The organism is Arcanobacterium hippocoleae (genome assembly GCF_040360365.1).
GTDB classification, from domain to species: domain Bacteria; phylum Actinomycetota; class Actinomycetes; order Actinomycetales; family Actinomycetaceae; genus Arcanobacterium_A; species Arcanobacterium_A hippocoleae_A.
In genome coordinates this window covers 538881-553632 of sequence record NZ_CP136412.1, presented here as the reverse complement: position 1 = coordinate 553632, position 14752 = coordinate 538881, and the positions used below count along the sequence as shown (strand labels likewise).

General features: G+C 49.4%; 11 protein-coding genes and 3 pseudogenes. 12 read left to right on the top strand and 2 right to left on the bottom strand.

The features are described from left to right. The first annotated feature begins 87 nt into the window (after positions 1-87). From RQN30_RS02885 to RQN30_RS02870, 6 genes and pseudogenes are all read left to right on the top strand, one after another. Complete coding sequence (locus RQN30_RS02885) at positions 88-966, top strand: site-2 protease family protein (RefSeq protein WP_353061173.1); 879 nt, start codon at positions 88-90, stop codon at positions 964-966. A gap of 190 nt (positions 967-1156) precedes the next feature. Then, a pseudogene (locus tag RQN30_RS02880) lies at positions 1157-1886 on the top strand (flavodoxin-dependent (E)-4-hydroxy-3-methylbut-2-enyl-diphosphate synthase); the annotation flags it as partial. Positions 1887-2024: 138 nt separating this feature from the next. Continuing rightward, on the top strand, positions 2025-2237 hold the full coding sequence (locus RQN30_RS12485; RefSeq protein WP_491608713.1) for a hypothetical protein: 213 nt from the start codon (positions 2025-2027) through the stop codon (positions 2235-2237). Next, on the top strand, positions 2177-2314 hold the full coding sequence (locus tag RQN30_RS12480; protein WP_491608712.1) for a hypothetical protein: 138 nt from the start codon (positions 2177-2179) through the stop codon (positions 2312-2314). Before RQN30_RS12485 ends, RQN30_RS12480 begins: the two co-directional genes overlap by 61 nt. Before the next feature lie 154 nt (positions 2315-2468). Continuing rightward, positions 2469-4219, top strand: a pseudogene (locus RQN30_RS02875) (proline--tRNA ligase). A gap of 490 nt (positions 4220-4709) precedes the next feature. After that, complete coding sequence (locus RQN30_RS02870; protein WP_353061172.1) at positions 4710-4955, top strand: hypothetical protein; 246 nt, start codon at positions 4710-4712, stop codon at positions 4953-4955. Here the strand turns inward: RQN30_RS02870 and RQN30_RS02865 are convergent. Further along, the gene (locus RQN30_RS02865; RefSeq protein WP_353061171.1) at positions 4952-5878 is read right to left on the bottom strand and encodes a hypothetical protein; all 927 of its coding nucleotides are present in this window, start codon (positions 5876-5878) and stop codon (positions 4952-4954) included. The two genes, RQN30_RS02870 and RQN30_RS02865, sit on opposite strands and share 4 nt — an antisense overlap. Positions 5879-6046: 168 nt before the next feature. Between RQN30_RS02865 and rimP the strand changes: the two genes are divergently transcribed. From rimP to hemH, 6 genes and pseudogenes are all read left to right on the top strand, one after another. Then, positions 6047-6496: a ribosome maturation factor RimP gene (gene rimP, locus RQN30_RS02860; RefSeq protein WP_353061170.1), complete on the top strand. Its 450-nt coding sequence runs from the start codon at positions 6047-6049 to the stop codon at positions 6494-6496. A 79-nt stretch (positions 6497-6575) separates the two neighbouring features. Further along, the gene (gene nusA, locus RQN30_RS02855) at positions 6576-7577 is read left to right on the top strand and encodes a transcription termination factor NusA (protein ID WP_353061169.1); all 1002 of its coding nucleotides are present in this window, start codon (positions 6576-6578) and stop codon (positions 7575-7577) included. 465 nt (positions 7578-8042) lie between these two features. Next, positions 8043-10975: pseudogene (infB, locus tag RQN30_RS02850) on the top strand (translation initiation factor IF-2). Positions 10976-11077: 102 nt separating this feature from the next. Beyond that, positions 11078-11626 carry a 30S ribosome-binding factor RbfA gene (rbfA, locus tag RQN30_RS02845; RefSeq protein ID WP_353061168.1) on the top strand — a complete coding sequence of 183 codons (549 nt, stop codon included), beginning with the start codon at positions 11078-11080 and terminating at the stop codon, positions 11624-11626. A 66-nt stretch (positions 11627-11692) separates the two neighbouring features. Further along, positions 11693-12757, top strand: coding sequence for a tRNA pseudouridine(55) synthase TruB (gene truB / locus RQN30_RS02840; protein ID WP_353061167.1), 1065 nt, complete (start codon positions 11693-11695; stop codon positions 12755-12757). Positions 12758-12969: 212 nt separating this feature from the next. Continuing rightward, positions 12970-13923 (top strand): ferrochelatase, encoded by a 954-nt coding sequence (hemH, locus tag RQN30_RS02835; protein WP_353061166.1) that lies wholly within the window; start codon positions 12970-12972, stop codon positions 13921-13923. Between the two features lie 143 nt (positions 13924-14066). Here the strand turns inward: hemH and RQN30_RS02830 are convergent, their stop codons facing one another. Continuing rightward, a complete protein-coding gene (locus RQN30_RS02830; RefSeq protein WP_353061165.1) occupies positions 14067-14630 on the bottom strand; it encodes a DUF421 domain-containing protein in 564 nt (187 codons plus the stop codon). Between the last annotated feature and the right edge of the window lie 122 nt (positions 14631-14752).

The window sequence follows — 14752 nt, the reverse complement described above, 5'->3', positions numbered from 1 at the left end:
AGCCCGGCGTGAATCTGCTGCAGAGCTCAATCCGGGAGAAGAACAAAAAGCTTTTTGGAGGTTGACTCCAGGAAAAAGCTTGTGGTGATGTTTGGCGGGCCGTTTGTGAATCTGCTGCTTGCGGTGTTTTGTTTTGCAATCGTCTGGATTGGAATTGGGATGCCGGTGTTGAGCAACAAGGTTGGAGTGATTTCTCCTTGTATGAATCCCCAGATGACTGAATGCAGTTCTGCGCAGGAAACTCCGGCGATGAAATCTGAACTTCGGAAAGCAGACGAGATTCTCACTTGGGACGGTGAAAATGTCTCCGATTGGCAGCAGCTTCAGAAAGCAATTAATGAACATGGGATTGGTCTGAAGACTGTTGAAGTAATGCGCGGCGGCAAAATTGAGACTTTAACTATCGAGGTAATTGAAGTTGAACGGCAAAAAGTTCAAGACGGAGTTTTCGTAACGGATGCGCAAGGTAAACCGGTTACTGCTCCGCAGCCGTATGTGGGGATTAGCCCGGAGATTATCCGTGAACGGCAAAATCCGGTATACCTTCCAGCCCAGATTGGAAATCTTTTGCTCGGGACAGCGAAAATTGTAATCTCGCTGCCAGTACAGCTTTGGAATATTGGAGTGAGTTTATTTAGCGATACACCGCGTGACCAGACAGGCGTGGTTGGCTTGGTTGGAATTGCGCAGATAGCAGGCAATATTACCAGTGCTGACGTGAATCAGTATCCTTTCGCTTCACGCCTTGCTGATATGCTGCTGCTTTTTGCTTCGCTGAATATGTCGCTTTTCGTTTTTAATTTAATTCCTTTGCTGCCGCTCGACGGCGGGCATATTTTGGGAGCGATTATCGAATGGTGCCAAAAGTTAGCTGCGAAACGCCGCGGAAAAGAAAATCCGGGAGCTTTTGATACGGCACGTCTGCTTCCACTGAGCCAGACAGTGATTTTATTTTTGCTGCAATGACGATATTTCTAATTATTGCGGATATCGTGAAACCGGCAATATAGAGGATATAACTGAATTTCTGCTATTTTGCGTGCACGTTATTTCACATGATGAAAGCGCAATTCGCGCCAGCGTGAATTAAACTATTAATGCAGCGGCAGTCGGCGTTTGATATTGCGGCGGCTGGAACAAATGGAATGAGAGAAGTGTGAATAATAAAGTATCGCTCGGAATACCGGTTGTGAAAGAAGCTCCGCAGGTACTCAGCCCACGAAAGAAAACCCGCCAAATTCGTGTCGGGAATGTGGCTGTGGGCGGTGAAGCGCCAATCAGTGTACAGTCGATGACTACAACAAAAACTCACGATATTGGTGCGACACTGCAGCAAATTGCCGAACTGACAGCTGCGGGATGTGATATTGTGCGTGTCGCCTGCCCGACTGATAAGGATGCTGAAGCGCTCGCGATTATTAACGATAAATCAAATATTCCTGTGGTTGCCGATATTCATTTCCAGCCGCGCTATGTTTTTCCGCAATTGAAGCAGGATGCGGTGTACGTGTGAACCCGGGGAATATTAAACGTTTTGACGATAAGATTCCGGAAATTGCGGCTGCTGCTAAGGCGAATGGCACCGCAATGCGGATTGGAATTAACGCTGGTTCGCTTGATCCGCGTTTGCTGAAGAAATACGGAAAAGCTACGCCGGAAGCACTTGTTGAATCTGCCGTAATGGAAGCAGCGCTTTTTGAGGACGCAGGTTTTTTGATTTCGCAATTTCAGTGAAGCACCATGATCCGGTGGTAATGGTACGTGCCTATGAACTGCTTTCTGAAGCCGGAGATTGGCCATTGCATCTTGGTGTTACCGAAGCCGGACCGCAATTTCAGGGAACGATTAAATCAGCTGTCGCTTTTGGTGCGCTGCTTTCTGAAGGTATTGGTGATACGATTCGGGTTTCGCTTTCAGCTCCGCCGGTTGAAGAGGTAAAAGTTGGCGAGGCAATTTTGCAGAGTTTGAATTTGCGGCCGAAACAGCTGGAAATTGTTTCCTGTCCGTCTTGCGGGCGCTGCCAGGTGGATGTTTATGATTTGGCTGAGCGTGTGAGTGATGGTTTAAAGGATATTACTTTCCCGCTGCGTGTTGCGGTGATGGGGTGTGTGGTAAATGGTCCGGGGAAGCCCGCGAAGCTGATCTTGGCGTTGCATCAGGCAATGGTAAAGGGCAGATTTTTGTGCAAGGAAAAGTTGTTGAGACGGTTCTTGAATCAGAGATTGTTCCGACGCTGATTCGACGGGCACGAATTGTGGCCGAAGAACTGGGGCTTACTGCAGATGAGAATTCACACCCGGAAATTATTGCATAAACGGGTGCGGCAGCGAACTTAATTTTCGCTGCTCAACTAGAAACCGGAATACAATACCGGAAATTTTGGATTTGCGGGAAATCTAAATTCTCATATTTCGTACCGAAATATGGCATCTGCGATGCGAGCGGGTAGACTTGAGCACATGCAAAGAATGTCTGAACTATTTGTCCGCACGCTGCGTGAGAACCCTGCCGATGCGGAAGTTGAGTCCCACAAACTCCTTGTGCGCGGCGGCTATGTGCGCCGCGTTTCTCCGGGAATCTATACTTGGCTGCCGCTTGGTTTAAAAGTATTGCGGAAAGTGGAGGCCGTCGTTCGTGAAGAAATGGACGCCGCAGGTGCGCAGGAAGTTTTGCTCCCGGCACTGCTCCCGCGTGAACCTTATGAGGCAACGAACCGTTGGGAAGAATATGGTCCCAATCTTTTCCGGTTGCAAGATCGCCGGGGTAATGATTATCTTCTCGCGCCAACGCATGAGGAAATGTTTACTCTTGCAGTGAAAGATATGTACTCTTCGTACAAGGATCTGCCTTTAACGATTTATCAGATTCAGACCAAATACCGCGATGAAGCACGGCCGCGTGCTGGGCTGATTCGTACCCGTGAATTTTTAATGAAGGATGCGTATTCTTTTGATATTGATGATGCCGGATTAGATAAATCATATGAAGCGATGCGCACTGCGTACCAGAAAGTATTTACCCGTCTTGGTTTGCCGTTTGTAATTTGTTCGGCAACTTCTGGTGCGATGGGCGGTTCACGTTCGGAAGAATTTCTTTTCCCATGCGAGATTGGTGAGGATACTTTTGTTTCCTCCCTGGCGGTTATGCTGCGAATACAGAAGCAGTTACCACGCCGCAGCTGCCGGAACTAGATTTTGCTGATGCGCCGGAGCCGAAGGTTATCCCCACACCGGGTGCAGTCACGATTGATGCGCTTGTCGAAATGGCGAATGAGCTTCATCCGCGTGAAGATCGTCCGTGGGAAGCAGCTGATACGTTAAAGAACGTGGTTGTGGCTCTCGCTTATCCTGACGGCAGCCGTGAGGTTGCCGTGCTCGGTGTTCCAGGTGACCGCGAAGTTGATTTGAAACGGGTAGCAGCGAATCTTTCCCCGGCAGAAGTAGATTTAGCAACATCGGAAGATCTTGCAAAACATCCGGAACTGGTGCCGGGATATATTGGTCCGCAAGTGCTTGGACCAAATGGCGGAGAAAACTCGGTCCGCTATCTGCTTGATCCGCATGTAGCGCACGGATCGCGTTGGATTACTGGTGCAAACTCCGTTGATAATCATGTGTTCAATTTGGTCTATGGGCGTGATTTTACAGCTGACGGCAGAATTGAAGCTGTGGAGGTACGGGCCGGAGACGTAGCTCCTGATGGTTCCGGTGAGCTTTCAATTGAGCGCGGTATCGAGATTGGGCATATCTTCCAGCTTGGCCGAAAATATGCTGAAGCACTCGAGCTGAAAGTGCTTGACCAAAATGGCAAATCGCAAGTAGTGACGATGGGTTCTTACGGCATTGGTGTTTCACGTGTGCTTGCGGCGCTTGCCGAGTTGAATCACGATGAGAAAGGGCTAGTATGGCCTGCTGAAATTGCGCCGGCGCAGGTGCAAGTGCTTGTTACCGGAAAAGGCGAGGAGCTTTTCGCGATGGGAGAGAGACTTTCCGCTGAGCTTACTGCAGCTGGTTTCGAGGTAATTTACGACGATCGGAAGAAAGTTTCTGCAGGCGTGAAGTTTGCTGACTTTGAACTGCTCGGTGTGCCTTATGCGATTGTGGTTGGCCGTGGTTTGCAGTCGGGTGTTGTTGAATTACGGAATCGTGCAACCGGTGAGAGTGAAAACTATGCTCCGGAAGATGTTGCTGCAGTGCTGAAATCGTTGCTTAACTGCTGAGATTTTCATACAGCTGCACTTTTCGTTATCGGGAATAAGTGCAGCTGTATCGGTGATTCACTTTTGATTTACGAGATTAGCAGCAGAAAACAGCATCAGCGAAAACGGCATATGCGCAAACTGAGCTGTGAACAAACTGAGATGTGCACAAACTGAAATCAATAAAATAGCTCAGAACGAGTTAGTAAAATGGAACGGCAGAACCTGTTTGCCGTTCCATTTTTCATCCGTTTCGGCTCTGCGTATGTTTGCATGTATATAGGCGTGCGGTATGCAGGGGCCCTGCGGTAGTTGTGCAGTGCGAATGGAGTCTATGGTGGTTGTGCGGTGATTATTGTTTTGGCGGAAGTATTTTAATCGCGCTGCGTGGTTTTGTTCTGGTTTGATTCCGGTTTATATTCAATCCCTGCTCGGGGTGTGATTGGTTCGTTTCCATCTCAGTGCCGACGGATGTAGTCATGCAGTCAGAGAATGTGCAGGACCTTTTTGGTTGGGTCTGGTTTGGCTGGTTCCAAGCGGTTTTTGGATAGCGGTCAGGCTTGATTTATGTAAAAACACCGCTTTCCACCTGAACAAACACAAACTTCATTTCGCTACCACAAGCAAAAAATGCGAAGAGCCCGTTTTTCATGAATTCGGCACGCAGATATCAAGCGCGGACGTTCTGGAAATTCGCAGCAGCCGTGCGTATTTCCAGGATAAAGTGTGCGCAGCTAAAAACATTCCGGTATTTTAAAAACTGCGTGAAAGTGCTGCGATTAGGCTTGCGAGCATTTCATTTACCGACGGCTGGGCATTCTTTGCAGCTGCTTTGTTTTCGCTTTGTTTCCCGGCAGTATTTTTCAATATTGTGCTTTGCTGTTCATTTTGGGCAAGATTGCTGAGCGTATTCAAGAAAACCGGTTTAATTGCTGCTAACTTTGTTGTTGGGGGAACGAAACCGGTTCTTTCATCTGCTGTTCCGCTTTCCAGCGCGTCGTTAATTAATGCATCAAGGAGTGCAATATTTTTCCGGTTAATTTTGCGCTGCAGATTTTGTGCAGCTGGCAGCTGCGCCGTATGTGCTTCCAGTACTTGTTTAACGGTGTCTAACGCAATAACTGTGTGCGGATCATTGATTTGTGCCGCGATGGAAAACGTATTTATCGGCGGGAGTACACTGGGAAGATTGTTTTTCAACGCAAGATTTTCTGCTGTTTGCAGCACATTTCCGGCAAGGTTTACCATTTCGGATCCGGCGGCAAATCCGGGTCCGAGATTTGCGGTATTTTTCGCGAAAATCTGTAATTCAGCAGTTAATTCGGAGAAGTTTTTACTCTTTGCAGATAAATCGAGCGGCGGATTTTCATATCCGTTTGGTGCGCCTTCCGGCCAGGGAATCCAGACGCCGCCAAGCTGTTTTGTCCAGCTATCTGCTGCCGCTGCTAAATCGCTGAGTTTTAGCGCTGCAGCACCAGCAGCAATCCGCGCACTTTCGACGGCTAGTTCTTGCCGGATATTTTCTTGCGGTGTTGGCGCAGCTGGAGATAAATCAGGGTTTTCGAGGCGTGTTCCGATGAAAAACATGAATAGCGTGAACAGCGAGACGCCAAGAAAGATTGCTGCGCTGAAGCGGGCACGCGAAAGCCAGAGTTTACTATTTATGCGTATTTTTCGCATTTGTGTTCGCTGCTTCCTAGTTTGCGTATCCGGAAAGTTATGCCGTTACCGAATCAAGCCATTGAAAATTATTATCTTTGCAATCGATACGATGCTGTTTCCGGTTGATCGCTGAAATCAGACAAAACAGAATATGAAAGATTGTGCTTGCACAGGTAGGCTAAAACTATGGTACAAAATAATGCTTTAGAGACTAAATTGGCTGAGTTAATTGCGCCGATAGCTGCTGCAGATAACCTTTTTCTAGAAGAGCTGCGTCTGCTGCGTGCCGGAAAACATACTACGCTGCGTATTACCGTCGATTTGCCGGATGGGCCAGGCGGGATAACTTCTGACCAGCTTGATGTGATTACCCGCGCAATCTCGGATGTGCTCGACGAAGCTGACCCGATTCAGAGTGAATACAATTTGGAAGTTTCCACACCAGGAATAGACCGTAAGCTTACAAGTGCGCGGCATTTTTCGCGTGCAATCGGGCATCTTGCTGAGTTGAAAACTGTAACAGGTGAAAAGTTTGTGGCGCGGATTCAAACGGTTGATGCTGAGAGTGCCGTCGTTATTCCCGAGAAAAAGTACCAAAAAGTAACAAAGTTATTCATGAGAGCGCTCGTGAGTTAAAATTTGAAGAAGTAAAGACGGCACGCGTACTAGCGGAACTATCGAAGTCTGAAAGTGTGAGCGACGAAGGAGAATAACCGTGGATATTTCGATGAACGAACTTCGGGTGGTTGAGTCCGAGCTGGGAATCAACCTCACCGTATTGATTGAGACAATTGAGGATGCTCTTCTTCACGCATACAACCGTGTGCCCGGTGCAATAAAGGGTGCGCGTGTGGATTTGGACCGGTCTACCGGTAAAGTTTCAGTGATTGCTCCTGAATACGATGAAGAGAACAACATTATCGGCGAATTTGACGATACGCCAAACGATTTTGGCCGGATTGCTACCGCGACTGCACGTTCGATTATTGCGCAGCGTCTGCGTGATGCGGAAAGTGCGCGTGTGCTTGGATCTTTCCAAGGGAAGCAAGGGCAAATTGTGACCGGTACAGTTGAAGGCAATGCTGGGAGCAAACCTGAATCGCGTGATCTTTTTGTTGAACTTGGTGAAAACCGCGGAATTTTGCGTTCCGAAGAGCAGGTACCTACTGAACATTACCGGCATGGTGATTTAATTCGTGCGCTGATTCTCGATATTTCAGTTGGCGTGCGCGGTGCTTCGATTCGTCTGAGCCGATCCCATCCTGATTTTGTCCGGCAGCTTTTTGAAACTGAGGTTCCGGAAATCGCCGACGGGATTGTCGAAATCGTCGCTTTAGCACGTGAAGCAGGGCATCGCTCGAAAGTAGCTGTCTGGTCTTCAGATGAGAATGTGGCTGCGAAGGGTGCTGCGATTGGGCATAATGCGCAGCGAGTCCGCGCGGTTACACAGGAGCTCAATGGCGAGAAAATTGATGTGGTGGAATATGATGATGATCCGGCAAAGTTCATTGCAGCTGCACTTTCTCCAGCTAAAGTCCTGCGTGTAGATATTTTGAATAAAGATTTACGGCAGGCGCTTGCGGTAGTGCCAGATGATCAGGCTTCGCTTGCAATCGGGAAAGAAGCGCAGAACGTGCGTTTAGCAGCAAAGCTTACTGGCTGGTCAATTGACATTCGCAAGGCTGGTGAAGATCAGGGTACTGCCGAGTTAGCATAAGCAGACGCGAACAAAGCCTGGGAGCAGCCGGAGAAAACTATCAGGATGAAAAGCTGCCGATACAATCTGGATCGGCACACAATTAATTCCAGTGGATGGTTGTGAATAAGTATTCGTGCGCGCATTTGAAGAAAAAATCTAGATTCCAGTGAGCGCTTTCACGGTCAAAACTCCGCCCGCAATAACCAGAGCCATCTTAAATCAGGTAGACTGTACGGCGGATTTGTGTGTAAAACACGCTGTAAATCAAGCAAGATTTACCTCACCTCGGATTTTACTTATCAACGGTTAGCGGGCGTTTGCGCCTTCCGGTAAATAAGCCTTTCGATAAAGTAAAACAATACTAATTGCAAACCAAGAAAGAAAGCGGGTAGAAAGCGATGGGCACCCGATGAGTACCCAGCGATGAGCTGCCGATAGAAGAGGTCTTGCGCAAAATGCGCGGACCGCTAAAGAAGGAGAACTGTGGCCAAGGTCCGCGTCCATGAGCTCGCAAAAGAGCTCGGAGTTGCGAGTAAAGATTTACTTGCAACTTTGAAAGAAAACGGTGAATTTGTAAAGTCAGCGTCTTCAAGTATTGAAGCACCGGTGGTTCGCCGTGCTCGTGAATATTATGCAAAACATCCAGAATTGCTTTCGCAGGAGAAGAAAGAAACAGCGAAAGCTGCCGAGCCAAGTGCGGAAAAGATTGCAAAATCGGAAAAGGCAGTTCAGCCAGCGAAACTGGAAACGGAACAGCACACTGCTCCGAAACCGGCTGCACCGGCTGTATCGGCTGCGGAATCAGCGCCGATGCAAGAAGTGCGGGAAAAGAAAATTCCTGCTGCGCCAAAGCCGGCAGATCGGAAGCCGGCTGCTCCGAAACCTGGGGCGCAGCCTGGAGGGAAGCGCGGATTGAAGCATGCTCCGGCACTGACTCCAGTATTTTCAGATTCACAAGATTCATCTGCTGACGCTGCTAATTCGCAGAAGCCTTCTTCCAAGCCGGAACGTAAGGCGAAACCGGCGGTAACTCCAGGTGAAGCCCGCCGTAGTGCAGAAGCTGCTCGGGAAGCTGCTCCGCCGCGTCCGATGGGCCGCAAGCCGGGCGCTCCGCGTCCAGGTAATTCACCATTTTCATCTCGGCAGGGGATGGGGAAACCTGGCGGGCGTGGTCCGCGTCCAGGTAATTCACCATTTGCTTCCAAGCAAGGGATGAACAAGACCGAAGGACAGCAGGGCGGATAGCGCCGCGGCGGCGGGCATAGTAATGAGAACCGTGCTCCGCGCCCGGAAAATCGGGGCCCTCGCAGCGGAAGCCCGCGTCCGAATCCGTCGATTATGCCGGAACAGGTCCAGATGCCTGCCGATCACCGCAGCAGCAGCCGCAGCGGGCGCGGCAGCGGGCGCGGAGCGAATCCGGCTGGAAACAACTCCGGTCCGGGATTCCGCGGCGGGTTTACCCGTTCGGGCGGGAAAGCTCGCGGCGGTTCCACTGCAGGTGCGTTTGGGCGCCGCGGCGGGAAGAAGCACGGCAATACCCGCAGCCGTCACCAGGAAGTTGAAGAGCAGTTATCGCCAATGCTTGCCGGGGTGCAGGTGCCGCGCGGCGACGGATCCACCATAGTTCGGGTACGTCAGGGAGCGTCACTTGCAGACTTTGCGGAGAAGATTAAAGCCGATGCGGCAGCATTGGTCACAGTTCTTTTCCGGATGGGTGAAATGGCAACAGCAAACCAGTCGCTTGATGAAGATACTTTCCAGCTCCTTGGTGCAGAACTTGGTTATGACATCAAAATCATGAGCGCCGAAGATGAAGATCGCGAGATTCTTGAAGCTTTTGATATCAATCTTGCAGCTGAACGTGAAGCGGAAAGTGAAGCAAATCTGTTAGCGCGTCCGCCGGTTGTGACTGTGATGGGGCATGTGGATCATGGTAAAACGAAGCTTCTTGACGCAATTCGCAATGCGGATGTAGTTGAGGGAGAAGCTGGCGGTATTACGCAGAATATTGGTGCATATCAGACGAAAGTTAAAGTCGCAGACGAATATCGGAAGATTACTTTCATTGATACGCCAGGTCACGAAGCATTCACGCAGATGCGTGCCCGCGGTGCGGATGTTACTGATGTGGCGGTGCTTGTGGTTGCAGCAAATGATGGTGTGATGCCGCAGACTGTTGAAGCAATAAATCATGTGAAAGCTGCAGATGTGCCGATTGTGGTGGCGGTAAACAAGATTGATGTTGATGGTGCAAACCCGCAAAGGTGCGCGCGCAGCTCACAGAATACGGACTCGTGGCTGAAGAGTATGGCGGTGACGTGCCGTTCGTGGATATTTCGGCAAAACAGCGGATAAATATCGGCGAATTGCTGGAACAGATTGTTGCTACCTCGGACATTTTGGTTGAACCGAAAGCGAATCCGGATAAATCTGCACGCGGAGTGGCAATCGAAGCAAAGCTTGATCAGGGGCGCGGTTCGCTGATTACCGCACTGATTCAAGACGGTACACTTCGGATTGGCGATTCAATTGTTGTCGGTACCGCCTATGGCCGAGTGCGGGCAATGATTGATGAGTATGGTAACCGTGTGACAGAAGCTGAACCGTCACGTCCGGTGCAGGTGCTTGGTCTTACCTCTGTGCCGGGTGCAGGAGACCAATTAATCGTGGCAGACGATGATCGGACTTCGCGGCAGATTGCAGAACGCCGCGAAGCAGCGAAGCGTGCCGCAACTCTTGCAAAGCGGCGGAAGCGGATTTCGCTTGAAGATCTCAATGCGGCAATTGAAGAAGGGAAGATTGAGAATCTCAATCTTATTATCAAGGGCGACTCTTCCGGCTCTGTGGAAGCGCTCGAATCTTCACTGCTCGAAATTGAAGTCGGCGGAGACGAAGTCCAGCTCAATGTGATTCATCGCGGTGTGGGTGCGATTACGCAGTCTGATGTGGATTTGGCAACCGTCGATAGTGCAATCATTATTGGATACAATGTTCGTCCAGCTGAGCGCGTGACCGAGATGGCAGACCGTGAAGGCGTTGAGATGAAGTTCTACTCAGTAATCTACGACGCAATTGGCGATGTTGAAGCTGCTTTGAAGGGTAAGCTGAAGCCGATTTACGAAGAGGTCGCACTGGGAACCGCCGAAATTCGTCAAGTTTTCAAATCTGGCAAGTTTGGCAATATCGCCGGTTCAATTGTGCGTTCAGGTACGATTAAACGCGGTACAAAGGCACGATTAGTGCGCGACGGAGCTGTGGTTGCTCCGGATCTCGAAATCATGTCTTTGCGCCACGAAAAAGATGATGTTACTGAGATGCGCGAAGGATACGAATGCGGTATTACTCTTGGGTTTAAAGATATCCGTGAGGGAGATATGATTGAAACTTGGGAGATGCGCGAGAAGCCGCGTGACTGATTGTAAATAGTATCTAATGCCGGGGTTGGCTCTGAAGCTCACCCCGGCATTATGTTAAAGAATACGAAAATTTACTTTCGCTGAAATTGGGGAGGAATAATAATGGCAAATCCACGGGCTGCTCGTGTTGCAGACCAAATTAAGCAAGTGGCTGCACGGATGATTGATACAAAGCTGAAAGATCCGCGCCTCGGAATGGTGACCGTTACTGATGTGCGGGTAAGCGGAGATTTGCAGCATGCCACGATTTTCTACACTGTTTACGGAAATAACGAACAGCTGAAACAGTCTGGATATGCGCTGGAATCGGCAAAGGGGATGATTCGTTCCGCCGTCGGAGCAGCTCTTGGACTGCGGCTCACTCCAAGTCTTGAATTTGTTCCGGATGCGCTGCCGCAGACTGCGGCTTCGATTGAAGATGCGCTTGTGGCCGCGCGTTTTAAAGATGAACAGATTCGCAAGTTAGCGGCAGGAGCGAAACCTGCTGGGGAAGCTAATCCGTATAAGGTTAAAGAAAGCGCTTCGCAGGAGAAGATACTGCTGCAGCTGCGGAAGCGAATGATTCCTTTAGCGACTGAGTGCGGAGTGTATTTGCAGATAGATATGGCAGTCAATAGTACGGTAAAAATCTGTAAACTCAGCGATCGATAAACTCAGCAGATAGTAACAGATAGCAAGTTGTGTCGTTTTAATCGGATTTGAGAATATAGCGGAAATATGAGCAGCTCTCAGGGCAGAAAAGAATTATCTGAACATCGACCCCGCCGGGAAATGCCATGGGGTGATTTGCCGCGTGCATCGGCTGCAGCGGATTCTGGTCTGCTGCTTGTTGATAAAGATCAAGGCGTTACTTCACATGATGTGGTGGGGGCAATCCGCCGGCTTGCTGGGACCCGGAAGGTTGGGCATGGCGGCACTTTAGATCCCATGGCGACGGGTCTGCTGACAATCGGGATCGGGAGAGCAACAAAACTGCTAACCTACTTAAGCGGGTGTGAAAAGGCGTATCGCGCAACAATTTGCCTTGGAGCCGGTACGAACACCGAAGACGCCGACGGGGAAATCATCATTCCAAGTGCGGCTGAATCGGCACGCACACTTGCACTTACCGCGGCGGATATCGATCGCGGAATCTCGGCTCTGACCGGGGAAATAATGCAGGTTCCGTCGCGCTTTTCGGCATTAAAAGTAGCTGGAAAACGTGCGCATGAACTGGCGCGTGCCGGGGAGGATGTTCAGCTTGCTGCACGGCCGGTGCGGATTACCCGGTTTGTCCGGTTGAGTGAGCCAGTATTTAATCGGGAACTATTTGATTTTCCTGTGATTACGTTTGATGTCGAAGTTGGCTGTTCTGCTGGAACCTATATTCGTGCGCTTGGACGCGATCTCGGTGCGGTTTTCGGAATCGGGGCGCATTTGCGGATGCTGCGCAGAATCGGTGTGCGTACTTGGAATGCGGAAGATGCGAGAAGTGTTGCTTTCTATCGTGATATTGCTGCTGCCGGAAAGCAGCTTCCGGTGATTCCAATCAGTGTGATTTGCCGCAGCCTTTTTCCGGCGGTGGAAATTACTGCTGATGAAGTGCGGCTGCTGCAAAATGGTCAGTTTATTAAATATCGTAAGCCGATGTTTGTGTGTGATTTTTTCGGCAGTGATTCGGATTTGCCGGAATTTCAAGAGTGCGGTACGGCGGCAGCGTTTGATCCGGCTGGGAAAGCGGTGGCTTTACTTACAAAAAGAGGGCGTTTTTACAAGCCTGATTTACAGCTCACTGAAATTTAGTTACTGCTGCCGAAGATATTTTGCGGCTGGATAAAGCTGCGCTATTTTAGCGACACTATATCTTAAAATTATTTTGTTTCTTTCTTTTTCGCTTGAGCAGAGAGATATAATCGATTTAATTCCGCAAAGTTAGCGACGCATTAATATTTTTGCGGTTTTTGCTGCTACGATACAAGGAGTATTCTTCATACTCAAAGATAGGGCAGGTAATAATGGCAAAACGCGGCTGCTTACTCGTAGCACTTGGCACTCCAGCTTCACCCGAACCAAATGATATTCGTGAGTTTCTTCGCGCTTTTTTGAGTGACCCAGCCGTCGTTGATTTTCCGCGGTGGCTTTGGAAACCGATTTTGCACCATATTGTTTTACGTGTTCGCCCGGAGAAAGTTGCTCCGACCTATAGCGCGATTTGGACTGCAGATGGTTCGCCGCTTGAGGTGCATACTAAAGCGCAATGGAAAGCACTCGCAGCTGAACTTCCGGAAATTGAAGTGCGGTATGCGATGACTTACACTAAGCCGTCAATTGCTGAAGCAATTTCGCAGTTTACAGCAGAAGAAGTTGTGGTGATTCCGCTATTTCCGCATTATGCTCCATCTACTGTTGCAGATATTCGCCGGCAAGTATCTGAAATAGCGAAGCTGCCGGGTGCGCCGCAGCTGAGTATCGCCGCCCAATGGCCGGAGAATTCAGAATATATCTCGTGGTATCAGGGGCAGATTCGAACTGCGCTGCAAGATTGCCGGCCGGATAAAATCGTATTCTCGTATCATGGCGTTCCGCAGCGGAAAGTGCATAATCCAGATTCTTATCGTCAGCAGTGTCTGCATACCACTGCTGGGATTATGCGTGCATTCACCGGAGTTGCTTTTGAAACTACTTTCCAATCCAAATTCGGCCCAGGTAAATGGCTGCAGCCTGCTACAATTGAGCGGATTGCTCAGCTGCCTCATGAGGGGATAAAAAGTGTGCTGCTGGCAACGCCGGGTTTCACCGCGGACTGCATCGAAACAATTGACGAGTTGGATGTGTTGAATCAATCAGCGTTTAAAGAAGCCGGCGGAGAGAATTATGCGCGCTTAGCACCGGTGAATGGAGATGCAGCGGTTGGGAAAATCCTTGCTTCCATTTATCGGCAGCATTTTTCTGAATCGCTGCCGGAATAGTTAGAATACGGTAATTTCGCTGTGGATTTCACGCTAATTTCGAAGTGAAAATTTTCCCTTTCGGCGCGCTGAATATTTTCGGAGAGGAACGGAAAGGTATCCGCTGGTTACGAAGTAAGAAATTTTACAGCGCCGGCAGGCGATCATTTTTTAATATATTCGGCGGGAATTAATTTTTGATCTTTTACCCCGTGCAGTATTTGCGGATCAATCTGCGTATTATTTTGCAGCACGGCGAGTTTTCCTGTTGGTTCGATAATCACGACGGCAATCTGGTCGAGTGAATGAATTCCGCGTTCGCGAAGTGCGCTCATTAACTCGGTAGATGTAGTGTTTGTTGCTTTCATATTCTTTTCAATAAGCTGATTTCCGGCGATAAGAATCATCGGGTCGCGGTTTAAGAAACGATCTCCTGCTGCGGTATTTGCAAAACGTCCGAGTGAAAAGTGCAGTCCGATTAATGTGGCGAATGTGACGATTCCGGTAGTGAGGGTTGGGACCGGACCAAGTGCGGTGCGGGCAACGATTGATCCGAAGAGGAGCACCATTAAAGTATCAAACGTGGTGAGCGAAGTGAGCAGGCGCTGCCCGAAAATCCGTACCGCGAATAGAAATAACAGATAAATGGCGACGGTGCCGAGAACCGTAGCGAAAATGCCGTATAGGGGAAGACTAAGCCATTGTGCAATCGAGTCGGGATAACTCATCAAAGCTCCTTGAAGTACATTTTATTATCGTGCCGTATCTAGTAAAGACGTGTTGTTCTCTATTAAATACCTTTGAACTCGTGTAATGAAAAACCGGATAATAATGGTTAGTAACCTCTCAA